Annotated in this window: 23 protein-coding genes; 8 read left to right on the top strand and 15 right to left on the bottom strand. The window is 61.9% G+C overall.

What is annotated here, in order from left to right; genetic code table 11:
- Window positions 1–82: 82 nt before the first annotated feature.
- The gene (gene glgC, locus HMPREF2808_RS11755; RefSeq protein WP_070624809.1) at window positions 83–1300 is read right to left on the bottom strand and encodes a glucose-1-phosphate adenylyltransferase; all 1218 of its coding nucleotides are present in this window, start codon (window positions 1298–1300) and stop codon (window positions 83–85) included.
- Window positions 1301–1454: 154 nt separating this feature from the next.
- Here glgC and glgA point away from each other — a divergent pair, with 154 nt between their 5' ends.
- Both glgA and HMPREF2808_RS11745 read left to right on the top strand, forming a co-directional pair.
- Window positions 1455–2609, top strand: a complete 1155-nt coding sequence (gene glgA / locus HMPREF2808_RS11750; RefSeq protein ID WP_070624808.1) for a glycogen synthase — start codon at window positions 1455–1457, stop codon at window positions 2607–2609.
- A gap of 11 nt (window positions 2610–2620) precedes the next feature.
- Window positions 2621–4078, top strand: coding sequence for a GH32 C-terminal domain-containing protein (locus HMPREF2808_RS11745; protein WP_070524938.1), 1458 nt, complete (start codon window positions 2621–2623; stop codon window positions 4076–4078).
- A gap of 493 nt (window positions 4079–4571) precedes the next feature.
- Here the strand turns inward: HMPREF2808_RS11745 and HMPREF2808_RS11740 are convergent, their stop codons facing one another.
- The 7 genes from HMPREF2808_RS11740 to dapE all read right to left on the bottom strand — a co-directional run bounded on the left by HMPREF2808_RS11740 (window position 4572) and on the right by dapE (window position 9473).
- Window positions 4572–5456 (bottom strand): methyltransferase domain-containing protein, encoded by an 885-nt coding sequence (locus HMPREF2808_RS11740; RefSeq protein ID WP_070624806.1) that lies wholly within the window; start codon window positions 5454–5456, stop codon window positions 4572–4574.
- Between the two features lie 10 nt (window positions 5457–5466).
- The gene (locus HMPREF2808_RS11735) at window positions 5467–5634 is read right to left on the bottom strand and encodes a DUF3117 domain-containing protein (protein WP_010187237.1); all 168 of its coding nucleotides are present in this window, start codon (window positions 5632–5634) and stop codon (window positions 5467–5469) included.
- A gap of 89 nt (window positions 5635–5723) precedes the next feature.
- A complete protein-coding gene (locus HMPREF2808_RS11730; protein WP_070530397.1) occupies window positions 5724–6023 on the bottom strand; it encodes a DivIVA domain-containing protein in 300 nt (99 codons plus the stop codon).
- A gap of 3 nt (window positions 6024–6026) precedes the next feature.
- Window positions 6027–6764 (bottom strand): glucosyl-3-phosphoglycerate synthase, encoded by a 738-nt coding sequence (locus HMPREF2808_RS11725; RefSeq protein WP_070624804.1) that lies wholly within the window; start codon window positions 6762–6764, stop codon window positions 6027–6029.
- Window positions 6765–6767: 3 nt separating this feature from the next.
- Window positions 6768–7580: a dihydropteroate synthase gene (gene folP, locus HMPREF2808_RS11720; protein ID WP_154762078.1), complete on the bottom strand. Its 813-nt coding sequence runs from the start codon at window positions 7578–7580 to the stop codon at window positions 6768–6770.
- A gap of 26 nt (window positions 7581–7606) precedes the next feature.
- A complete protein-coding gene (locus HMPREF2808_RS11715) occupies window positions 7607–8377 on the bottom strand; it encodes an LOG family protein (RefSeq protein ID WP_070624801.1) in 771 nt (256 codons plus the stop codon).
- Between the two features lie 7 nt (window positions 8378–8384).
- Window positions 8385–9473: a succinyl-diaminopimelate desuccinylase gene (dapE, locus tag HMPREF2808_RS11710; protein WP_070624799.1), complete on the bottom strand. Its 1089-nt coding sequence runs from the start codon at window positions 9471–9473 to the stop codon at window positions 8385–8387.
- A gap of 91 nt (window positions 9474–9564) precedes the next feature.
- Here dapE and HMPREF2808_RS11705 point away from each other — a divergent pair, with 91 nt between their 5' ends.
- The 6 genes from HMPREF2808_RS11705 to HMPREF2808_RS11680 all read left to right on the top strand — a co-directional run bounded on the left by HMPREF2808_RS11705 (window position 9565) and on the right by HMPREF2808_RS11680 (window position 15620).
- On the top strand, window positions 9565–10923 hold the full coding sequence (locus tag HMPREF2808_RS11705) for an amino acid permease (protein WP_070624798.1): 1359 nt from the start codon (window positions 9565–9567) through the stop codon (window positions 10921–10923).
- Window positions 10924–10941: 18 nt separating this feature from the next.
- The gene (gene dapD, locus HMPREF2808_RS11700; RefSeq protein ID WP_070624796.1) at window positions 10942–11913 is read left to right on the top strand and encodes a 2,3,4,5-tetrahydropyridine-2,6-dicarboxylate N-succinyltransferase; all 972 of its coding nucleotides are present in this window, start codon (window positions 10942–10944) and stop codon (window positions 11911–11913) included.
- 126 nt (window positions 11914–12039) lie between these two features.
- Window positions 12040–13470 (top strand): amino acid permease, encoded by a 1431-nt coding sequence (locus HMPREF2808_RS11695; RefSeq protein ID WP_070624794.1) that lies wholly within the window; start codon window positions 12040–12042, stop codon window positions 13468–13470.
- A gap of 562 nt (window positions 13471–14032) precedes the next feature.
- Window positions 14033–14878, top strand: coding sequence for a type IV toxin-antitoxin system AbiEi family antitoxin domain-containing protein (locus HMPREF2808_RS11690; protein ID WP_070624793.1), 846 nt, complete (start codon window positions 14033–14035; stop codon window positions 14876–14878).
- A gap of 69 nt (window positions 14879–14947) precedes the next feature.
- Window positions 14948–15157 (top strand): helix-turn-helix transcriptional regulator, encoded by a 210-nt coding sequence (locus HMPREF2808_RS13630; RefSeq protein WP_070624791.1) that lies wholly within the window; start codon window positions 14948–14950, stop codon window positions 15155–15157.
- Window positions 15141–15620, top strand: coding sequence for a transcriptional regulator (locus HMPREF2808_RS11680; RefSeq protein WP_227485796.1), 480 nt, complete (start codon window positions 15141–15143; stop codon window positions 15618–15620). The genes HMPREF2808_RS13630 and HMPREF2808_RS11680 overlap by 17 nt, the downstream gene beginning before the upstream one ends.
- A 418-nt stretch (window positions 15621–16038) precedes the next feature.
- Here the strand turns inward: HMPREF2808_RS11680 and HMPREF2808_RS11675 are convergent, their stop codons facing one another.
- The 7 genes from HMPREF2808_RS11675 to HMPREF2808_RS11645 all read right to left on the bottom strand — a co-directional run bounded on the left by HMPREF2808_RS11675 (window position 16039) and on the right by HMPREF2808_RS11645 (window position 21829).
- Window positions 16039–16602 carry a GtrA family protein gene (locus HMPREF2808_RS11675; protein WP_070562861.1) on the bottom strand — a complete coding sequence of 188 codons (564 nt, stop codon included), beginning with the start codon at window positions 16600–16602 and terminating at the stop codon, window positions 16039–16041.
- A gap of 107 nt (window positions 16603–16709) precedes the next feature.
- A complete protein-coding gene (locus HMPREF2808_RS11670) occupies window positions 16710–17516 on the bottom strand; it encodes a pseudouridine synthase (protein ID WP_070624789.1) in 807 nt (268 codons plus the stop codon).
- The gene (dapC, locus tag HMPREF2808_RS11665; protein ID WP_070624787.1) at window positions 17517–18602 is read right to left on the bottom strand and encodes a succinyldiaminopimelate transaminase; all 1086 of its coding nucleotides are present in this window, start codon (window positions 18600–18602) and stop codon (window positions 17517–17519) included. It abuts the gene before it with no gap.
- Between the two features lie 3 nt (window positions 18603–18605).
- Window positions 18606–18929 carry a ferredoxin gene (fdxA, locus tag HMPREF2808_RS11660; RefSeq protein WP_070524905.1) on the bottom strand — a complete coding sequence of 108 codons (324 nt, stop codon included), beginning with the start codon at window positions 18927–18929 and terminating at the stop codon, window positions 18606–18608.
- Window positions 18930–18979: 50 nt separating this feature from the next.
- Window positions 18980–19372, bottom strand: a complete 393-nt coding sequence (locus HMPREF2808_RS11655) for a hypothetical protein (protein ID WP_070530376.1) — start codon at window positions 19370–19372, stop codon at window positions 18980–18982.
- The gene (locus HMPREF2808_RS11650) at window positions 19369–20235 is read right to left on the bottom strand and encodes a PIG-L family deacetylase (RefSeq protein ID WP_070624785.1); all 867 of its coding nucleotides are present in this window, start codon (window positions 20233–20235) and stop codon (window positions 19369–19371) included. The genes HMPREF2808_RS11655 and HMPREF2808_RS11650 overlap by 4 nt, the downstream gene beginning before the upstream one ends.
- The gene (locus tag HMPREF2808_RS11645) at window positions 20228–21829 is read right to left on the bottom strand and encodes an ABC transporter family substrate-binding protein (protein ID WP_070624783.1); all 1602 of its coding nucleotides are present in this window, start codon (window positions 21827–21829) and stop codon (window positions 20228–20230) included. The genes HMPREF2808_RS11650 and HMPREF2808_RS11645 overlap by 8 nt, the downstream gene beginning before the upstream one ends.
- Window positions 21830–21887 lie beyond the last annotated feature (58 nt).

Here is a 21887-nt window from a genome sequence, read left to right as displayed (position 1 = left end):
CCACCAAGCACCACAAAAGCGGGCGTGGGGTGGACTTCAATCCACCCGCACGCCCGCTTAGTGTCCTTCGCTGTCTTGCGGCTTAGACCTTTACGTTCTTGCCGACAACCACGACTCCACCTTCAGAGACCTTGAAGCGCTCCTCATCGCGCTCGCGGTCCACACCGATGATGGCACCATCACTGACCACCACGTTCTTATCCAGGATGGCGTGGCGGACCACCGCACCGCGGCCAATGCGCACACCCGGCAGGATGACGGAGCCTTCCACCGTCGCGCCATCCGCCACGTGCACGTCCGAAGCCAAGACGGAGTTGCGCACCGTGCCGCCGGAGACGATGCAACCCGGAGCCACCATCGAGGACTGCGCAATACCGTTCTGCACAAACTTCGCCGGCGGGAAGTTGGAATCATCCGTGGAGTGGATAGGCCACGAACGGTTGTACAGGTTGAAGATTGGGTGCACCGAAATCATGTCCATGTGCGCCTCATAGAAGGAGTCGATGGTACCGACGTCACGCCAGTAGCCATGGTCACGCTCCGTGGAACCGGGAACTTCGTTAGCCATGAAGTCATAGACGTGCGCCTGATCGCGCTGCACGAAGTAAGGGATAATGTTGCCGCCCATATCGTGAGCGGAATCCTCATCCTTTTCGTCTTCCAGCAACGCGTCGATAAGCGCCTGCGTGGTGAAGACGTAGTTGCCCATGGAGGCATAGGTCATGTTCGGATCATCCGGGGTCGCCGGAGGATTGGCAGGCTTCTCGACGAACTCCGTGATCGTGCCCATCCCATCCGCCTGAATGCAGCCAAAGGCGGAAGCCTCCGAGCGCGGGACGCGGATACCCGCTACCGAGCAATCGAGACCGGTGGCGATGTGCTCTTCCACCATCTGGGCCGGGTCCATGCGGTAGACGTGGTCGGCGCCGAAGACGATGACATAGTCCGGCTTTTCGTCATAAATCAGGTTCAGCGACTGCAGGATGGCATCGGCGGAACCGTTGTACCAGCGCTTACCGCGACGCTGCTGAGCCGGAACGGAAGCGATGTACTGCGGGGTGGGTCCAGACAGGTTCCACGCTTGGGAAATGTGGCGGTCCAGAGAATGGGACTTGTACTGGGTCAGCACCGCGATCTTGAGGAATCCGGCGTTGACAAGATTGGACAGCACGAAATCGATCAGGCGATAGGAACCGCCGAACGGAACGGCGGGCTTAGCGCGGTCTTCCGTCAGAGGAAAAAGGCGCTTTCCCTCACCGCCGGCAAGGACAATGGCAAGGACATTTGGAAGGCTTCTCACATCACCCAATCTATAGACGTTTTCTGGATCGCGCAGTCGAAGAGTGCTTGTTTTTACCCCCTTTTGATGACCTCTCGCCGCCCCCGCGGGCCAACGTGCCACATGGCCTCTCAAGGTTTAGCGCGAGCTGTGGATAATCCGTATTCTGGCGATTATGAGAGCCGGAATTTTTTCTAAGGAGTATCCGCCGGAGATTTATGGCGGAGCGGGCGTCCACGTTGCAGAGCTCACGCGCTTCATGCGCGAGATCATCGATGTTTCAGTTCACTGCATGGGTTCTGAGCGCGACGAGAAGGATGTGTTTGTGCATGGCGTTGATCCCTCGTTGAAGGAGGCTAACGCCGCGCTGCAGACACTCTCCACAGGGCTGCGCATGGCCAACGCCGCCTCCGATATTGATGTGGCTCACTCCCACACCTGGTACACGGGACTGGGTGGGCACCTTGCCAGCCGCCTGTACGGCATCCCCCACGTGGTCACCGCACACTCGCTCGAACCCCACCGCCCGTGGAAGCGCGAACAGCTTGGTGGTGGCTATGAGATCTCCTCGTGGTCGGAAAAGAACGCCATGGAGTACGCTGACGCCGTCATCGCGGTGTCGGCCGGAATGAAAGACTCGATCTTGGATGCCTACCCCCGCATCGACGCCGACAAGGTCCACGTGGTCCTCAACGGCATCGATACCCAGGTATGGCAACCGGGTGAGTCGGCGGTGCTGGATAAGTTGGGCGTCGACAAGCAGCGTCCCATCGCCGCCTTCGTGGGTCGGATCACCCGACAGAAGGGCGTGAAGCACCTGCTGAAAGCCGCCCAGAACTTTGACCAAGACATTCAGCTTGTGCTGTGTGCCGGCGCACCCGATACGCCGGAGATTGCGGCGGAGACCGAGGCCCTCGTGGAGGAGCTACGCGCCCAGCGTGACGGCGTGTTCTGGGTCAAGGACATGCTCTCGCGCGAGGAAATTAAGCAGGTCTACTCCGGCGCCGACGTGTTCGTCTGCCCCTCAATTTATGAGCCTTTGGGAATCGTCAACCTTGAGGCAATGGCTTGTGGCACCGCCGTGGTGGCGTCCAATGTGGGCGGCATCCCCGAGGTCGTTGTCGACGGCGAAACTGGTGTTTTGGTCAACTATGACGCAGATGACGACGCGACCTTTGAGGCCGATATTGCCGCCGCCGTGAACCGCGTTGCTGCCGATAAAGAGCTGGCACAACGCTTCGGTGCTGCGGGCCGCCAGCGCGCCATCGAGGACTTCTCGTGGGCCACCATCGCGCAGCAGACCGTGGACATTTACCGCTCGTTAATGTAGGAAGGACTGCCGTGACGCATAAAGAAACGCACCATCGCCCAGAACTTCACTTCGTTCCCGATAGCGGGATCCTCGACGCCCCCGCAGGAATCGTCCGGGACGGTCATACCTGGCACTTGTTCCACCAGTACCGCCCTGACGCTGGCCAGCCTGCGCGCTGGGGCCATTCCACCTCCGAGGAAACAGCCTTCGCGTGGCTGGACTGCGACGACGTCCTCGCCCCCGTCGGTGGCGAGCTGTCACTACGCGCAGGCTCAGTGGCGGAGGGCAAGGACGCCCTCAACCTTTATTTCACCTCGGTGACCTCGGTGGGCACCAGCGTGCGCTTGGCGCGGTATACCGACTACGCCGATGAATGCATCGTGTCTGATGACCCTTCTGCGCTCGATCCGGATGTCGTCCGCTTTGGGGAGGCCGTGGGCGCCCACACCAACTATGACCGCTTCCGCTCGCCTTCCGTGGTCCCGGATTGGGCCAAGGAAGACCGCGAAGAGGGACACGATGGCTGGCTGATGCTGGCGCTGACCGGTCATTCCGATGCCCCGATGCCGGTAATTCTGGACAGCCCCAATGGCGAATCTTGGACTCTTCTTGGGCCCTTGAGCTTCGACGGCGACCCTGGCTTTGAAGACGGCGAGGTCCCGGCTACCTCCCCCATCCCGCCGGTGGTGTCACCGCGCTTGGTGCGCCTTCGTGACGAGGTAGATAGGGAAATCTACGATGTCCTCTTCGTCACCTTAGAGCGCGAGGGCCGCGACGTTTCTGGCTACATCGTGGGCCGCCTCGACGGCACCGTGTTCACCGTGGCACGAGGTTTCCAGCGTGTGGACTATGGCCATGACTTCTCCCGGCCACGCAACACCAACACCACGACCGGAACGATTCCGCAGGAGCGCCGCTACGACCGCGCAGTCATCCTCGGCCTGCTCAATGGCAATGGCCGCGGTGATGACGCTACCAAGCACCCCACGTGGGAGGCTGAGGACTGGGCTAATAGCTTGTCACTGCCACGTGCAGTCACGCTGCAGGGCGGTGTGCTCTACCAGACTCCGGCGGAGGGGCTGCCGGATGCTGTGAAGCTCTCGAACTACGCACGGTCTTGGACAGGTGTATTGGAGGTACCGGCGGGCTCGAGCGTGACTGTCACGCTGAAGGACGGCTCCGGTGACGCCGCTGCGGTCATCCGCCACACGGGCGAGGAAATCAGCTTGGATCGCTCCATGTCGAAGTCCTTCGACAACTACTTCAAGGATTCCGCGCCAGCAGTGGCCAAGCTGGCCGAGGGCGATTCGGATACCCTCACCGTCATTCAGGATGGTGCCAGCGTTGAGGTGTTCGTAGACGGCGGATTGGTCGCCATGAGCTCCCGCGTCTACTTCGAGGGTGGTTGCTCTGCTATCGAAATCAGCACCGAGGGCGAGGCTATTATTGAGCAGTCCTGGAACAGGAAGGGCACCAAGCTCTCTTAAGAGCATCGAACGACGATCATAGAAGGAGGCCCGGGGTAACCGGGCCTCCTTTTGTGTGCGGGCCCACTGTGTTGTGTGGCCACGTTGCGCCGCTGCGCTCGCGGTCATCATTTCTCGCGCATGCCTCATCAGTTCCACTCGCTCCCCTTCCGCCCTTCGCGCTCACCGGGAGCGGTCATGACGGCTGATTGAGGCTCTTGGTGAGCGCGAAGGGAGAATTCGATGGGTGGCTTCGAGGCAAGGGTTCAGCGAAATAGCCAGCGCGTCAGCGCAAGCTCCAGATCACAGTGAGCAAACAGGCCCAGGGGTGGTTGCATCACAGGCCGCCCCGCCCTTCGCGCTCACGGAGGAGCTAAAAACTTCCGACGGACCCATTGCCGGTGAGCGCGAAGGGTCGTTCCGGAGAGAAAAGGGACGTTCCGAAGAAAGAAGGGCCGTTCCCCGGGGCTGAAAAGCAAGGGCTGGCAATGAGAAGCCGAGCGCAAGCGATGAGTTAGGCCGAGCGCAAACGATCCAGACGGGCGTGGGCCGTCACAGTCAACGTCTGCGGCAAGGAGGCCATGCGCTCTGCCAGCTCTTCCGGACTAATGTGGCGCGCCGAGGGGCTCATCCCTACCTGCGCGGCGATGGACGCCTTGTCCAAGACGATGGGGAAAGAAATATCGACCGGATCCGCTGCCTGCTTAAGGAACCCTTCCGCCTGCGTGTAGAGGCGATCCACCTTGCCTTCTTCCACGCCGAGAATTCCCAGCGGCTCTCGCAGCTCATCCAGGTGACCGGACTGCGGGGTCAAGACGATGACCTCCCCGCCGGGTGCGAGAACGCGCTGGAACTCCGCCGGATTGCGCGGCGCGAAGACCACCGAGATGGCATGGATTGAATCATCCTTCAAGGGCAGGCGCTCCCACACATCCGCAACCACAGCGCCGACGCGCTCGTGCGACTTTGACAGGTGTTTAGCCGCATGCGTAGAGATATCGAGGCCCACGCCGCGAGCGCCCTCGATCGAATCGAGCGTGTGCGCCAGGTAGTAACCCGTGCCAGCGCCTACCTCCAGGAGCGAGGGGGCGGTGTCCTCATTGAGGCCTGCTTGCTGAGCCGCGTCCTGACTCTCCAAAGAATCCTGCACCGCTCCAGTGACTGCCTCCACGAAGGGCGCGAAATGCCCCATCGCCAGGTAGGTTTCACGGGCGGTGACCATCGCGGCATCGTCACCTTGATGCTTCAGACCCGCACCAGCTGCCAACGTGACGTAGCCTTGCTTGGCCACGTCATAGGAATGGCCGGTCTCCGACACGAGGCGGGAAAAATCATCCGCGCCCTCAAGGGCGCTGCCATCGGCGGGATCGGCCAGAATATCGACGATATGTGAAAGCATGCTCCCTAGACTAGCTAGAAACTGCTACGAGGAGTGAACCCAACTCCGCTGCTTCTTCTTTGCTGAGCTCAATAACAATGCGTCCACCCCCGTCAGAAGGAATGCGCATGACGATCTTGCGGGACTCCTCTACCGCTTCCATCTCTCCACCAGTGGTACGGGGCTTCATCGCTGCCATATTGAGTCTCCTTCGACTGTATTTTGTACGTCCTTCTAGTCTAGCTCTTTTTCGGCCGCCGGCGGCAGACTCGTCGCTGTAGGCTCGGCCTAGGCCTGAACCGAAGGTTCTGAAGGTTCGCCCGATGACGCCGCCTTGGCACCCCAATGGCGCTCCACTGCCGCCAACAGGGCATCCACTTGGTCCTGGCGGTAGCCGCGCGCAACCACGTCAAAGCGCAGGTCATCGAAGCGCCCCTCCTCGAGGGCCCGAAGATTCTCTCGATCGGTATCCACGGCCTTGTCGGGAGCGCCCATGACAGGCCCCCGGCCCACGAAGCTTCCCCACGCCCACGTGCCGATGATGATGAGGGCAATGAGCACCACGATAAGAAGAATCCAGGACATCATGCGCTAAATCCTACCCAGCAATGGTGGCCTTTGGGCAACAGGCCCAACCACGCCAGCACGGGACAGGATGGTGCGCGCAACCACATCGGCCATCGGGGCCAGCTCCTCCAATGGTCGGTTACGGTGGGTGCGGGTGCCCAGGTCAACCTCGGCGAGGGCATAGGGGCCATAGCGCTTGGCGACGTCTATCAGCAGGCCCGCTTCCACCCCGTACCCTTCCACGAACGGCAGCTCCATGGCGGCCGCGCGTCTTAAGGCGTATTCGCCGCCGAGTGGTTGGTCAATGTATGCGAGCTCTGGGAAGAAATGTCGCAAAAGCGGCTTGGCGGTCAGCTCGGTCACGCGCCCGCCGCCGGTGGGCTTGCCGTTCAGGCTGCGCGCATAGCGGGCCTTAACCAGCTGGACGTGCGGATCCACGAAGGGCTCGCTGAGCGCTGTGACCATTCCGGGCGCGGCGGATTCTAGGTCCGCATCGATGAAGACAACGATGTCGCCCTCAGCTGCCGCCACGCCGCGCCAGAGGGATTCACCCTTGCCGGGTCGGGGCTTCTCAGGCAGGATCTCGCGCCAATTGAGCACCCGAGCCCCTGCCGCCTGTGCCTCAGCCACAGTTTCATCGCTCGAGTCCGCATCAATGACGATGACCTCTAGAGGTTCATCCGCCAGGCAGGCACGCACCACGTGCGCGACTGTGCGCTCCTCGTTGAGCGCAGGGATAACCACAGAAACGCTGTCGGTCATGGCTTAGGCTAGCCCCCGCGTCGTGGCCAAGGGAGCTATCTGGCCCTGGATGGCGGCGGTCATGCGGATGACGTCGAGAGTCGGGGCCACCTCATGGACCCGAAAGGCCGCCACGCCCCGTGCCGCCGACCATGCCGTCGCTGCCAGCGTGCCCGCGACGCGCTGGTCCACGGCGCGGTCGAGGGTCTCACCCACAAAGTCCTTGTTCGACAATGCCATGAGCACCGGCCAGCCGGTCGCCACGATCTCGTCGATGCGCCGCAGCAACTCCAAGCCGTGGAAGGTGTTTTTGCCGAAGTCGTGCGTGGGGTCGATAAACGTCAGCTCCTCCGGGCAACCGAGGTCGGCGGCTCGCTCGGCCAGCCGCGTGGTCTCGCTGATGACATCGGCAACCACATCATCGAAGTGCACGCGGTGCGGGCGGGTGCGCGGGGTGACGCCACCGGTGTGCGAGCACACGTAGCCTACCTTGTGGTGGCCAGCCACCTCGATGAGTTCGGGGTCCCAGCCGGCCCACGTGTCATTGACCAGACCAGCACCGGCGGCGATAGCCGCTTCTGCTACCTCAGCGCGCCACGTGTCCACGGAAATCAGCGCCTCTGAGCGGCGGCGGTGCAGCTCCGCGATGGTGGGCACGACGCGCTCGATTTCCTCGGCGGCGTCGACATGCTGACCCGGGCCGGCCTTGACGCCTCCGATGTCGATGATGGAGGCGCCGTCGTCAAGCGCTTGCTCCGCGCGCTGGATTGCTGGGTCGAGCTCGAAGGTGGCGCCCTTGTCGTAGAAGGAGTCTGGGGTGCGGTTCACAATCGCCATGACCCGCGCGAGGTTGTGCGCTTGGGTCACTTGCTCTCCTGCTCCCGCAGGCGCTTGTCCGACATGACCTTGTGCGCGGCCAGGATGTGGGCGACGGCTTCATCGATATCGTCGGTAACCAGGAAAAGATCGAGGTCCTCGGGGTTGATGAACCCGCCCTCGGCCAGGGTCTTCTTCATCCACTCCACCAGACCGGACCAGTATTCAGTACCCATGAGCACGATGGGATAGTTGGTCACCTTGCCGGTTTGGACCATGCACATGACCTCGAAGAATTCATCCATGGTGCCCATGCCGCCGGGAAGGCAGATGAAGGCCTGGGAGTACTTGAGGAACATGGTCTTGCGGGCGAAGAAATAGCGGAAGTTAAGCCCCAGATCCACGTAGGGGTTCAGGCCCTGCTCGTGCGGAAGCTCGATGCCCAAGCCCACAGACAACCCTCCGGCCTCGTGCGCGCCGCAGTTGGCCGCCTCCATGATGCCGGGGCCACCGCCGGTGATGACGGCATACTTGGCTTCTACCAGGCGGCGGCCCAAGGCCACACCTAGCTGGTAGTTCGGATCCTCCTCCGGGGTGCGAGCGGAACCAAAGACGGTCACGGCCTTCGGCAGCTTGGCCAGGGCGTCGAAACCATCCACGAACTCGCCTTGGATGCGCAGGACGCGCCAGGGATCGGCATGCTGCCATTCGTGATCCGCGCCGGACTGCAGCAGGCGCTGGTCAAAGGTGGAAGACTGCTCTCCAGCAGTGCGCACGAGGAGAGGTCCGCGCAGGGTGCGCAGTTGCTCAGGCGTCATGGTGGTCTTATCCCTTCAGGTAGTTCAAGAGTGCGGTCGAGACTTCGGCGATCTGGGTGACGGGCACTTGTTCGTCCTTCTTGTGGGCAAAGCCTGGGTCACCAGCGCCGAAATTGACGGCTGGGGTCCCCATCTCGGAGAAGCGGGCCACGTCGGTCCAACCATACTTGGCGCGGACGTTGCCGCCGACGGCGTCGACAAGCGCGCGTGCCGCCGGCTGACCCAAACCGGGCAGGGCGGCACCGGCGATGTCATCGACCTCCACGGTGATGTTCTCGTGTTCGCCGAGGACCTCCATCAGGTGCGCCAGCGCCTCCTCGGAGCTGCGGTCCGGGGCGAAGCGGAAGTTGACGAACATCCAGGCCTCATCCGGGATGGTGTTGGTGGCCACGCCGGATTCGAGGTGGACGATGTTGAGGCCTTCCTTGTAGGTGCAGCCGTCAATCTCCACGTCGCGCGGCTGGTAATTGGCCACGTTGAGCATCACCGGCACCAAGGTGTGGACGGCGTTGGACCCCAGCCAGGCGCGGGCCGAGTGCGCGCGGGTGCCGTGGGCGGTAACGCGCACGCGAATGGTGCCCTGGCAGCCGGCCTCGATCATGGCGCCGGAAGGCTCCCCCAGCAGAGCGAGGTCCCCCTTCAGCCATTCCGGGTGATCCTTTTGCAGGTGGCCCAAGCCGTTGAACTCGGTGGCAACCTCCTCGCCCTCGTAGGCGATGACGGTGAGATCGTGCTTCAGCTCGTCGGAGTTATATAGCTGCGCAAAAGCGTTGAGGTAGACGGCCATGCCCGACTTCATGTCCACGGTGCCGCAGCCATACATGATCTCCCCGTCCTCCGACATGGTGTGGGGGACGTTATCGGCCAGAGGAACGGTATCGATGTGGCCGGCTAGGACCACGCGGCTTTCAAAACCCCGGTTCGTCCGGGCACACACGGTGTTGCCATAGCGTTGCACCTCCACCGTGTCCTGGTCCAGATCGCGCAGGGCCTCCTCGACGGCGTCGGCGATCGCCTCTTCGTGATGGGAAGGGCTCGGGATATCCACCAGGGCCTTAGTGAGCTCGATAGGATCGGAGAAGAGATTTAAAGTCACAACCCGCCATGCTAGCGCCCCCGGATGCTCAGCGCATTGCGTAAAGTACTTCCCATTACAAACAATCAATAGCGTTGAAGGTGATCACCCTATGGCAGCGGCCACACAACTTAAAACCCGCCACCTCACCATGATGGGTCTCGGATCCGCGGTGGGTGCGGGGCTCTTCCTGGGCGTGGGCCTAGGCATTCAGGTGTCCGGCACCTCCGTTCTCATCTCCTACGCGGTGGCCGGCGCGCTCATCGCCTTGGTGATGTGGATGCTCGGAGAGATGGCCGCCGCACGCCCTTCGCTGGGCGCGTTCTCCACTTATGCAGGACAGGCTTTTGGGCCGTGGGCGCGGTTCACTCTGGGCTGGATTTACTGGTTCATGCTGGTCATGGTGATGGGCGCGGAGATTACCGGTGCTGCGGCCATTATCTCGAATTGGTTCGGGGTCGATCCGTGGATACCGGCTTTGGTGGCTGTGGTGTTCTTCGCCGTGGTCAACTTTGCCGCCGTGGGTGGTTTCGGCGAATTCGAATTCTGGTTCGCCATTATCAAGGTGGCCACCATCGTGGCCTTCCTGGGCGTCGGTGTGCTCATGGCTTTGGGCATCCTGCCCGGAATGGACCTCTCCTTGGCAGGACAGAACTTCACAGAGAACTTCCTGCCCAACGGCGGCCCCGGTTTTGCTGCCGGCCTGCTCGCCGTGGCTTTCGCCTTCGGTGGCATCGAGTTGGTCACCATTGCCGCTGCCGAGTCCGAGGATCCAGCGCACAACGTCGCCACTGCGGTGCGCGCCATCATCGTGCGCATCATGGTCTTCTACATCGGTTCCATCCTGGTTATCACCCTGGCCTTGCCTTTCAGCTCCATCCAGGACGCCGACGTCGCCGCGGACTCGCCGTTCACACTGGTCCTCGCCGCCGCGAAAATCCCCTTCGCTGCGGGATTCATGGAAGCCATCATCGCCCTAGCGCTGCTCTCTGCCTTCAACGCACAGATCTACGCCACCTCCCGCCTGGTCTATGACATGGCGAAGGACCATAGCGCGCACCACATCTTCCTTCGGACGAACGCCTCCGGTTCCCCCATTTTTGCGGTGGTGCTCTCCATCATCTTCGCCTTTGCGTCGGTGGTGCTGCAGTACTGGAACCCGCCGGGATTGTTGGCCTTCCTCTTCAACGCGGTTGGCGGCTGCCTGCTGGTCATCTGGTGTTTCATCGTGGCCTCCTATATCAAGCTGCACCCACAGATGCAGGCCAACGGCGAGCTCACCACGCTGCGCGTCCCGGGCTTCCCGTGGCTGCCGTGGCTCACCGCCCTAGCGCTGGTCGGCCTCACAATTCTTATGCTTTTCGACGCCTCCGCCCGCAACCAAGTCCTCGCCGTCCTCATCCTGACCGTGGCCCTGGTTGTGATCTTTCACCTACTACCGGGTAACTCACGGCGCACGACAGAGGCGTAGCTGCTAGGGTGTGAGCCTATGACTTCAGCATCCGCACGCGGCCTGGCAACCATTACCCACGACGGCACCGTCCTGGACGTTTGGTTCCCGGCAGTTCACACCGATATTTCTGTAGACGCCAGCGGCACCGAGCGCTTGGGGGAGGTTCCGCAGCAATTCGCTGACCTGGTTGGCCCCGATGAGGAGCGCGGCGTCGCCCGCATCGCCGTGGAGACTAAGATTGCGGACCTTGACGCAGCACCCGCCGATACCTACGACGCTTACCTGCGCCTGCACCTGCTCTCTCACCGCGCAGTCAAGCCTCACGGCCTGAACGTGGACGGGATCTTCGGCAAGCTGGCCAACGTGGTGTGGACCAACTACGGCCCCTGCGCGGTTGCCGATTTCCAGATGGTCCGCGGCCGCCTCGCCTCCCGCGGCCCGGTCGTGGTCTACTCCGTGGATAAGTTCCCGCGCATGGTGGACTACGTCGTCCCGTCTGGCGTGCGCATTGGTGATGCCGACCGCGTGCGCCTAGGCGCCCACTTGGCTGAGGGCACGACCGTGATGCACGAGGGCTTTGTCAACTTCAACGCCGGCACCCTGGGCGCCTCCATGGTCGAAGGCCGCATCTCCGCGGGCGTCGTCGTGGGCGATGGCTCCGATATCGGCGGCGGCGCCTCCATCATGGGCACCCTGTCCGGTGGCGGCAAGGAGGTCATCTCCATCGGTGAGCGCTGCCTGCTCGGCGCGAACTCGGGCGTGGGCATTTCGCTTGGCGACGACTCCGTCGTCGAAGCCGGCCTCTACGTCACCGCCGGCACCAAGATTGCGGTCTTTGGCAAGATTGCGCAGGCACTAGGCCTGTCCGAGGGCGAGACCGTCAAGGGCTCTAAGCTCTCCGGCGTCTCCGGCGTTCTGCTGCGCCGCAACTCCGTCACCGGCGCCGTCGAGGCCGTGGACTGGAAGTCTGAGGCTGTGGCCCTCAACGAGGATCTGCACAAGAACTAAGCGCTGTTGCTTGAGGCCCCCGTTTCTGCGGGGGCCTTTCGCGATCGTGGACTTAAGCCCTCCGCATTGTGCACAAGCGCTATAAAATCGCCCCTTTATGCCCAAACGCCTTGGCAGCTGCCTACAATGCTAAAGGTGACTGCTCAAAACGATTCCTCTCCTAGCTCACTCGGCAGCGGCTTGAAAGTCCGCCACCTGACCATGATGGGGCTGGGCTCCACTATCGGTGCCGGTCTTTTCCTAGGCACCGGCGTAGGTATTTCCGCCGCCGGTCCCGCGGTTCTCTTGGCCTACCTCATCGCTGGCTTCCTTGCCATCTTGGTCATGCAAATGCTCGGTGAGATGGGCACGGTCATCCCCGCTTCCGGTTCCTTCTCTGAATACGCCGAGCACGGTATCGGACGCTGGGCAGGCTTCACACAGGGCTGGATTTATTGGCTTGCCACCGTCGCCGTCCTCGGCGCGGAAATTACGGGCGCTGCTGGTTTCATCGGCGCATGGTTCGACTGCCCGCCGTGGATCCCCGCGGCCATCTGCGTGGCGCTCTTTGGCACCATCAACCTCTTGCGTGTGCGCTTGTTCGGCGAGTTCGAGTACTGGTTCGCCTTCATTAAGGTCGCCGTCATCATTGCCTTCCTTGTCATCGGTGCGCTGCTGATCTTCGGGCTGCTTCCTGGCCACACCTTCATCGGGACGTCCGTCTTCCTTGCCGACGGCTTCATGCCCAACGGCCTCGGCGGCGTGGCCGCCGGTCTGCTCGCCGTGGCCTTCGCCTTCGGCGGCATCGAGGTCGTCGCCATTGCCGCAGCGGAATCCGAGGACCCCGAGAAGTCCCTTGTCAACGCGGTGCGCACCACCATTACTCGCATCTCGGTTTTCTACTTGGGCTCCGTCCTCGTCATCACCTTCCTCCTGCCCTACTCTTCGCTCGGCTCCGCGCAATCTGCCGCCGAGTCTCCGTTCACGATGGTCTTGGACCGGGCTGGAATCCCTGGTGCTGCGGCCATCATGGAAGTGGTCATCGTGCTCGCGCTACTCTCAGCGTTCAACGCGCAGATCTATGCTTCCTCCCGCATGATGCACTCGCTGGCTAGCCGCGGCGAAGCCCCCAAACTCTTCGCGTCGACAGACCGCCGCGGCGTGCCGACTGCCGCCATTGCGCTGTCGGTCATCCTCTCCGCAGTCATGGTTGTTCTCAACTATGCGGATACCGGATGGCTGCTGTCCTTCATGCTGAACGCCGCTGGTGCTTCGCTGCTCATCGTGTGGGTCTTCATTGCAGTGAGCCAGCTGCGCCTGCGCCCCCGGCTCGAGGCCATCCACCCACTGCCGGTGCGCATGTGGGCCTACCCCTACCTCACGTGGTTCGCATTGGCGCTCTTTGCAGCTATCGCAGTGCTCATGCTTAGCGACGCCTCCGCCCGCATCCAGCTCTACTCCGCTGCCGCCATGTTCGCTGTGCTCGCTGTCGCGGGCGTGATCAACGCTAAGGCCCGCGGAATCTCCCCGACCGCGCGCCTGCCGCTACCGACAGCCGAGGCGCTGAAGGCCCGCTAGCCGCCCCTCCCGCTGCCGCTCCACTCCCTTCGCGTCCCTTCCTCACTCCTCCTCGCAGCCACCCCACCCCCTTCGCGCTCACCGGCGCACTGCGTAGCACCGTTTCTTCGATCCCTGTGGCCGCCAAGGGCATGCCGCATGAGCTGTCACCCCAGCAAGCGCCCTTCGCGCTCACCAACGAAGGGCGGACTATGACAGGCGCCTGCCCCGTGAGCGCAAAAGGTAGGTGGACCCGAACGGCGCTCGATGCAATTCCCAACCTCACCGATGCAATTCCCGACCAAGCCTATGCCCTTCGCGGTCACCGCCGAAAGCTCTAGCAGCTAATCAGCGAGCTCGGTGAGCGCCAAGGGCGCGGAGGGATTTAAGGGGCTGTGTTGGTCGACAACGCCGAATCGATGCGGCGATCCGAACACTGCAAAGCCCAAACGATAGGGAATGCGCTAGACAGGAAGACGACGCGTCAACATAAACCCTCAAAATCTGGCTTTTGAGGCAGGGTTATCCACAGGCGGAGAATTGACTATCGACTCGTCGCCAAGCACTGCATACCTTGAGTTTCATGAAGGCATGGACTACCGCAGAGCTGCGCGAGATGGGGTTGAGCAAGGAGGCAATCCGGCGGAAGCTTCGCGCGGGAAAGCTGTTTCGCGTGCATCGGGGGATTTATAGCGATGAGTGGTCGCCGTTAGCTGTGGCACAAGCTCTGGCTCACGGGCTGAGTCGAATACATTTCACGGGTAAGACCGCGCAGGAGATTCACTTGGGGCGGAATTTGACGTTTCCGCTGGAGGCCGAGGGGCCGCGAACGCTCAAGGGGAAGAGCTTTCGGGTGACGCATTCGCGGCTTTCGGCCACAACCCTGGTCAACGGACTTCCGGTCATTCAGGTTCTCTGGGCGGCGCGGCGAATAGCCGCAGCGTGTGGTCAATTGCTGGAAGAGCATTATCGCGGCAAGACAGGCCCTGCTCGCCTCGAAGATGACCGGCGGAGAATGCGGCGAGTCCCACAACGCTTGAAGGAAACTATCCGTCGCACGCCCATCGGCACAGACAGCGTGCCGGAGCGCCAGCTCAGTCGAAGACTGCGCACGGACGGAATCTTCCCTGAACACAATGCGCTCATCGCGGGCTACCGCTTTGACTTGAAGATTGGCAAGCTCATAGTCGAGGTCGACGGCTGGGAGCACCACAAACATAGTCGCGCTTTTCAAGCAGACCGCTCGAAGCAGAACGCCGCAGTGGCACATGGCTATACGGTTTTGCGCTTTACTGCCGACGATATCCGCTACCACCTCGACGATGCAGTTCTACTCATCAAAACCACACTTGAACAGCTCAAAGGCCGTAAACCGAAGCTGCCGGCTGTGGTGATGCAGCCCTACTGGACATGGCATGTTTGCATGTAACTCTTGCTCTACTGGCAAGTTGTCTTTACACTAAGACATGTAAACGCGACACACCGTAAAGGAGACCAGATGGCCGAGCACCAAAACATGGTTCGCAAATGGCGTCGGTGGCTCGAGATGTCTCAAGCTGACCTCGCTGAACAGGCGGGCGTGTCCCGCCAAACTATCGCCAATATCGAACGCGGCAACTACTCCCCATCTGTGCACCTAGCTCTCGGGATTTGCCGCGAACTAGGAAAAACCGTCGAAGAAGTCTTTGGAGATGAACAACATGATTAACGCCCTGGCCAACTACACCCTCAACGAGATCGAACGCGCCTCTCGCGACGAATACGAACGCGAAACTTTCTACAAGGCGTATGCCATCAGCGCTACCCCGAAACTCTTCCTCGAGCTTGTCGCCGCAGCCATCCTCGCCTGGGTCCTCCCTGGTCAGATGAGCATGCTGTGCTTCCTCGCCATCGCGCCGTCTATCATCGGCAATCTCTTCGGCACGGCGTGGCTGCGCAAACGAGTCGCTACCCCATCTGTTGGCCGTAATTGGTCCGCCATGGCCGTCTACCTCATCCCGCTCATTGTGATGTTCGTCGGAATTGCCCATAACGCTTACGCACCGGACTCCACCTCCTACTTGGTTGGCGCTGGGGCAGGCGTGACCGCCGCCATCATCTTCACGCCATTCCTTCGCCGCCGCCAGCACCAACGCGACCAAGAGCGCCTCGACGCCGAGCTCGACGACTAGGCAGCTCTTCCCCGCCCACCTTCCTCCATCCCGCCCTTCGCGCTCACCGCGGACGGCGGGTTCCTCTATTTTGCAGGCGCCGGTGAGCGCCAAGGGAGAATAGGGCCACGTCGAACCAAGCGCCGAAGTGCATCTCATCCCGCCATCTCACCGGTCAAACCGCTAACACGCCCTTTCGCGCTCACCGGCAGCAGTAGCTACCGAATCTATTGGACGCGTGTGAGCGCGAAGGAGGCATTTCCACCAATTACCCCTAAGCGCTCACCAGGGCGATGGAGCGCTGCCTCGTCGTGTTTCCGGTGAGCGCGAAGGGAGCATCTGCTTGCCGACGCCCCCCTTCCCGCTCACCGCAGCATCGAAAAGACCCCACCGGCCGTCGCTGGTGAGCGCGAAGGGCAGGCGGGGCGAAGGGTCGATTTTAAGCCGGTTCCGTCTCGTGGACCACGACCGGCGCCTTGGGCTTCGAGCGGAAGGTCCACAGCTTGTTGAAGATGAAGTTAATCGGCATGGCTACCACGATTGAAATGGCATTGGCCCAGTAGTACATCGTGCGGAAGCCGGTAGAGTCGTCGAAAATATGCGGCGGCAGCTGCAACGGCGAGGTCGGATTCATCAGCAAGTACTGCACAGCAAGAGTTACCAAATACGCGCCAATGCCCGTAATGAGGAACGGGAAGAAACCCCGCAACCACGAGACTTTGCTAACGGATTTAAAAGTCCACATGCGGTTGAGCTGGTAATTCCACGTATTCGCAACGAGGAAGGCGATGGTGGAAAAGAGCATGAACCAGCGCACGTGAAACTGGGTGCCGAAGAGGTTGAACATCGCGTCATGCGGCGTAGCGCCGAACCAGGACAATCCACACTTTGCGGCCAGGATTGAAACTGCAATATTGACCAACGCGCCCGAACCGCCAACCAGACCGAACTTAATGAACTGGCCAAAATTCGAGGCAAAGCGAGCAAAGCTCAGATCCGCCATGGACACGCCCTTCGTACAAAATGCTCAAATATGATGAATAAAACTTCGTTTGAGTTTAGTCCCTCATTCAGCACAAACTAAAACGCACGCCGCATTAGCGCCCAATCTCACAGCTGAAACTCCCGGTTGCGGCCGGTAACTGGATCGCTAAAACTCAAAGCGACATGGGAAAGCAGCAGCGGCGTGGAGAAATCATAAAGATCCAAGCCTCGATCCACGGGATAAGTATCATCCCCCACAATCGGATGTCCCAGGTGGTTAAGTACCACGCGGATCTGGTGGGTATGGCCGGTGAGCGGCCATACATCGGCAGTCGTTCCACTAGCACACACGCGGGTCACCGTAGGCGTACCGGTGGAATCCACGCGGACCTGGCGTTCACCACGCACGCGCCGCATACCCAGCCGTACAGTGCCGCCGAAGGAGAAGGGCGCGGCCACCTGAGCCCGGTAGTGCTTCACCACCGCACGCTTCTGAAAGAGTTGCTGATACGCAGCGCGCGTGCGGGGATTGCGCGAGCACAGCACCAACCCCGAAGTCAACCGGTCCAGCCGGTGCAGCGGCACGATGAAGTCCTCATTTAAGTCCACGCGCAAGCGTGTCTGGAGCGTCTCGCGGACGATGCGCCCATTCGACGTCGTGGGTAAGAAGTGCGGCTTGTCCGCGACTATCAGGTCCCCGTCCTCATATACCACCCGGTAATCAAAGGGAATGGGCTCTTCGGAAGGTACCGAGGGGTGATACCACGCCAGCGTAGGGCCAGGAAGTAGAGTGCCTGGTTCCAAGCGAGTGCCAGGAGAAAACGCGGAATCGCCCGCCTCACCTGCCCAATAGGTAGGTGTGGCGGGCACGATTCCAGTGAGCATCACCTTGCGCGGGCTAATCCCCTCCCGCGCAGGTGGGCGAAAGGCCACTTACTCAGCCAAGCGCGCCACCGCCGCCGCGATGCGCTCGTCCGTACCGTTGAGGCCAATGCGCACGAACTGCTCGCCCGCTGGGCCATAGAAATCACCCGGTGCAACGAGGATGCCGCGCTCGGCCAGCCAGTCGACGGTCTCGCGGCAGTTCTCACCGCGCGTTGCCCACAGGTAGAGCCCAGCCCCGGAGTGCTCGATCCTAAAACCAGCTCCAGTCAGCGCCCGCATGAGCTCCACACGGCGCGCGGCGTAGCGTTGGCGCTGGAGGGCTTCGGAGGGGTCGTCGTCAAGCGCGGCAACCATGGCCGCCTGGATGGGGCCTGGAACAATGAGCCCTGCGTGCTTACGCAGCTCCAGCAGCTCGGCGATGAGCTTGGCATCGCCCGCAAAGAAACCGGCGCGATAGGAGGCCATGTTCGCGCTCTTGGACAGCGAATGCATGGCGATAAGCCCGGTATTGTCGCCATCGGTCACGCGCGGGTCCAAGATGGACACCGGCGGGTTCTCATCGTCCCAACCCAAGCCCATGTAGCACTCGTCCGAGGCCACGATGGCATTGTTCGCACGCGCCCAGGCGACGATTTCACGCAGCTTCTCGACGCCCAACACCCGGCCCGTCGGATTCGACGGCGAGTTAATGAACACGAGCGACGCATCTTGGAAGTCCTCGTCGGCGCGCAGGGGCTTAGCACCGGCCAAGAGGGCGCCGACTTCATAGGTGGGGTAAGCCACCGTCGGGAAAGCCACGGTCTCACCGCGCATGCCCAGCAAAGTGGGCAGCCAGGCGATAGCCTCCTTGGTGCCGATGACCGGCAGCACCGCGTCCACGTTCATGGTGTAGCGGCGCTCAAGTGCCTTCGCGATGGCCTCGCGCAGCTCCGGAGTGCCCTGAGTCTGCGGATAGCCGGGAGCCTCGGCCGCTGCTGACAGCGCTAACTGCACGCCAGGGGCAACTGGATCAACGGGATTACCCACCGATAGATCAACGATCCCGTCCGGATGCGCCTGGGCTTTCTTCTTGGCACCGGCGAGCGAGTTCCACGGAAAATCCGGAAGCGTCTGTCCAAGCGGCGTGCGGCTCATGCTCTACTCCTGGTTCTGGGGCGGGAGCTTAGCGATCATCGGGACGTCAAAGTCCTGAGGTCCAAGTGCTGCCGCGCCACCCGGGGAGCCGAGATCATCAAAGAAGGCGGCATTGGCGTCGTTGTAGTCCAGCCACTCATCCGGGACGTCATCCTCGTAGAAGATGGCCTCCACCGGGCAAGCCGGCTCGCAGGCGCCGCAGTCCACGCACTCGTCTGGGTGGATGTAGAGCATGCGCTTGCCCTCGTAGATGCAGTCGACCGGGCACTCTTCAACGCAGCCGCGGTCCATCACGTCGACGCAGGGCTGCGCGATGGTGTAAGTCATAAGGTGTTTAAACTCCTGTGTGTCACGGGTTTTCTACGAATAACAGTATGCTACTCCGAGGCGAAAAATGGCCAAACGCTGCCCGCGATTCCCGCAGCGAACAGCAGCAGGCTGAGAATATTATTGGCCAGCAGACTGCCATCCCCGATGGCGGCTCCCAGCATGAATGCGAGAAAACCGCCCACCCAGGCCAGTCCTGGCACGCCTGCGATGTAGGGATTCTCACTCCACAGACGCGCTGTGCGGGTCAACACCCCGTTGAACCAGAAGGCGATGAGGATGGTGATGGGAAAGGCCATCCCGGACTCGCCGGGCCACGGCAGACGCGCGGTGAGATAAACCACCTCGAGGGTCAGCGAGCAGAGCGCTCCCAAGACCAGCCACACCAAGCCACCTATCTGTTCGCCCCGGGAGAAATCAGTGCGAATGGCGCGCTCGCTCACTTCTCCCCCAGCAATGAATCCTGTGGCTCTCCCTGACCAAGCTGGTAGAACTCTTGGCGCAGCAGCGGCATCGTGAGCAGGTTGGACAAGGCATAGGCGGCGGGGACTTGGGCGGGGTCCTTAAGACCCGCCTGGGCGGCGTGGGGGTTGACGGTGGTGAGAGAGCCGTCGGCAAGCCAGATCTGCGTGGCGTGGGCCAGCATCGCGGCGCGCTTGGCAGCAAGTGCTGCGTCGCTGAGCGCGTAGGTCACGTCGCAGCCGGCGTTGGTGAAGTTGTCCAGGTACGTCTTGTCCGGCAGGCTCCAGCCATCCGGAGGAGTAACAGCCTCGAGGCCGCGATAGTGCGCGGCACGCTCAAAGACGGCCCACCAAATGCGCTGTTCCGGCGCGGCGGCCGTGTGCACGGCCTTGTGCACGGCGATGTGGTCTGGGTGACCGTAGCCACCGTCCGGACCATAGGTCAGCACCGCGTGCGGTCGCAGCTGTTCAAGGTGGCCGCGCAACAGGTCTGCTGCTTCCTCCACACGGTTGACCAGGGCCCGCGGGTGATCATGGGCGGGGGAACCTTCCATCCCGGAATCACGAAAATGCCCGAAGCCGCCCAGCTGGATTCCTTCAACGCCCAAGGCATCGAGCGCGTGCTTGAGCTCCCAAGCGCGGAACCCTCCCAGCTGATCTGTTTCCGCGAGGCCTTGGTAGGGCTCACCGATGATTTCGCCCTCCTCCCCCAGCGTCGCGGTAATCACGGTGACCTCCGCACCGCGCGCGGACAAGTCCGCCAACGTGCCGCCTGTAAAGAGCACCTCATCATCCGGGTGCGCGTGAACGGCCACGACACGGTAGCCGGTGAGATCCTTATTCATCGTCTTTCCTCCACTGCGGTGCACTAATCAGACCGGAGTCCCAGTCCTTGATGCTTTGTCCGGGGCCAACAATACCCTTGCCCAAAGCGTGGATTCGCACCTCATTAAGCAACGGGACGAAGAGAACTTCTTCTTTGTTGAGGTGCTCCACCTGCTCTTGAGCCGCTGCTGAATCGAGCTTTCCCGACAAAATATCGGTAGCAGTCTTCGCGGACTCTTCAGGGCAGAACTCCGACTGCGTTGCCGCAGGCCGCGTGGGCGTTGCGCACACGAAGTAGTTAGCCAAACTCAGCGCATCGCTGCCGTTTTCGTCCCACGCCACCACGGCATCTACCTTGCCAGCCGGGAGCAAGTCAGAAGTAATGGTGGTCGGGCGTTCGGTGACGAGCTCCGCGTCGATGGCCTTGGCTTGCAACACGTCCACGATGGTGGTGGCTGCAGCCAGGGCAGTTGGATTGAGGGGATCCGCGGCGATGCGCACGGGTTTGCGGCCCGCACGCTCGCGCAGCGGGGCAAGTTCTGCGTTGCTATCGAAGGGGTTCTCCCCCGGTTCGAGCTCCGCAGCGCGGCCGGTGGCAAGCCGGGCCAGCTGGTCGGTGTTGAGCAGTGAAGCCAAAGCGCGGCGTTGCGGCTGCTCCTCGAGAGCGCCCTCGGCGGCCGACATCTCCAGGCGGAGCTGGCGCTGCCGGGTCACCACACCGGTATTGACGTTGCTGAGCAGGCTCAAATTCTCCAGGGTGGTCTGCTGCGGGGTGAAGTCAGCAAACCCGATCTGGTGCGAGCGCAGCATGTTCACCGCCTGTGCGGTATCGCGCACAGCGCGCAATTGGATCACGTCGATATGTGCGGGATCCTCTCCCCAGAACCGGTCATTGCGGTTAAGCGTGATAATCCCTCGCCCGCGATCCATCCCTTCTACGAGGTAACGTCCAGCAGAGGCTGGGATACCCTCAGCTAAGGCCGAGGTGAAGTCCTTGTCCTCCAGCACATGGGAGGGCAATAGGTGGGCGAAAAGCTTGTTCCAATCCTCCACGCGGTGGTCGAAGTCCACGGTGACCACTCGCCCATTACCGGAAGTCCGCACGGCCGAAATCGCCCGGTAGCCGGACACGTTTTTAGCACCCGGAGTGCGCGAGATCTGGGACCATAAGTAATTAAAGTCGGAGCCACTGATCGGCGTCCCATCGGACCATTGTGCTGGCGCGGCGATGGTGTAGCGCACCCGCATTGCAATGCTGCCCGGAGCATCGATCTCCTCGGCGGATTCGAGGACATCCGTGTCCATCTGGTCCCCGTGGAAAGCCGAGGGCAGCACGAGCTCCGCAATTTGGTTGACCAGCTCCGAATTATTCGCCACGAGGTGCGGGTTGAGCCCGCCGCGCAGCGGGTCGACCCCGATGGCCACGGTACTGCGCTTCGGCAGTGTGTCTTCCTCGGGTGCTGCCTCCGGCGGCGGGGCGGTGGTGCTTGAGTTCGTGGGCGTGGCGCTGCGATCGTCCTCGTCCACCACCGGCGGCGGGCCGGGATTGGCTTGGCATGCAGTCAGCACGGCGGCTGCGAGAATGACTCCGAGCCGGGGCAGGAAACGGTCCACTCCACACAACCTTTACGTCCGGAAAACTCTTCCGCGCTATTTTAATACCCCGGGGCAG

The sequence above is a fragment of the Corynebacterium sp. HMSC078A10 genome (genome assembly GCF_001811565.1).
Lineage (GTDB): Bacteria > Actinomycetota > Actinomycetes > Mycobacteriales > Mycobacteriaceae > Corynebacterium > Corynebacterium hesseae.
The sequence above is the reverse complement of the archived record's forward strand: the minus strand, read 5'-3'. Positions and strand labels throughout refer to the sequence as shown.

Coding starts and splice junctions, on each gene's coding strand:
- glgA (WP_070624808.1), top strand. CDS start 1,455: ATGAGAGCCGGAATTTTTTCTAAGGAGTATCCGCCGGAGATTTATGGC.
- HMPREF2808_RS11740 (WP_070624806.1), bottom strand. CDS start 5,456: ATGCTTTCACATATCGTCGATATTCTGGCCGATCCCGCCGATGGCAGC.
- HMPREF2808_RS11735 (WP_010187237.1), bottom strand. CDS start 5,634: ATGGCAGCGATGAAGCCCCGTACCACTGGTGGAGAGATGGAAGCGGTA.
- HMPREF2808_RS11730 (WP_070530397.1), bottom strand. CDS start 6,023: ATGATGTCCTGGATTCTTCTTATCGTGGTGCTCATTGCCCTCATCATC.
- HMPREF2808_RS11725 (WP_070624804.1), bottom strand. CDS start 6,764: ATGACCGACAGCGTTTCTGTGGTTATCCCTGCGCTCAACGAGGAGCGC.
- folP (WP_154762078.1), bottom strand. CDS start 7,580: ATGGCGATTGTGAACCGCACCCCAGACTCCTTCTACGACAAGGGCGCC.
- HMPREF2808_RS11715 (WP_070624801.1), bottom strand. CDS start 8,377: ATGACGCCTGAGCAACTGCGCACCCTGCGCGGACCTCTCCTCGTGCGC.
- HMPREF2808_RS11705 (WP_070624798.1), top strand. CDS start 9,565: ATGGCAGCGGCCACACAACTTAAAACCCGCCACCTCACCATGATGGGT.
- dapD (WP_070624796.1), top strand. CDS start 10,942: ATGACTTCAGCATCCGCACGCGGCCTGGCAACCATTACCCACGACGGC.
- HMPREF2808_RS11695 (WP_070624794.1), top strand. CDS start 12,040: ATGCTAAAGGTGACTGCTCAAAACGATTCCTCTCCTAGCTCACTCGGC.
- HMPREF2808_RS11690 (WP_070624793.1), top strand. CDS start 14,033: ATGAAGGCATGGACTACCGCAGAGCTGCGCGAGATGGGGTTGAGCAAG.
- HMPREF2808_RS13630 (WP_070624791.1), top strand. CDS start 14,948: ATGGCCGAGCACCAAAACATGGTTCGCAAATGGCGTCGGTGGCTCGAG.
- HMPREF2808_RS11680 (WP_227485796.1), top strand. CDS start 15,141: ATGAACAACATGATTAACGCCCTGGCCAACTACACCCTCAACGAGATC.
- HMPREF2808_RS11675 (WP_070562861.1), bottom strand. CDS start 16,602: ATGGCGGATCTGAGCTTTGCTCGCTTTGCCTCGAATTTTGGCCAGTTC.
- dapC (WP_070624787.1), bottom strand. CDS start 18,602: ATGAGCCGCACGCCGCTTGGACAGACGCTTCCGGATTTTCCGTGGAAC.
- fdxA (WP_070524905.1), bottom strand. CDS start 18,929: ATGACTTACACCATCGCGCAGCCCTGCGTCGACGTGATGGACCGCGGC.
- HMPREF2808_RS11650 (WP_070624785.1), bottom strand. CDS start 20,235: ATGAATAAGGATCTCACCGGCTACCGTGTCGTGGCCGTTCACGCGCAC.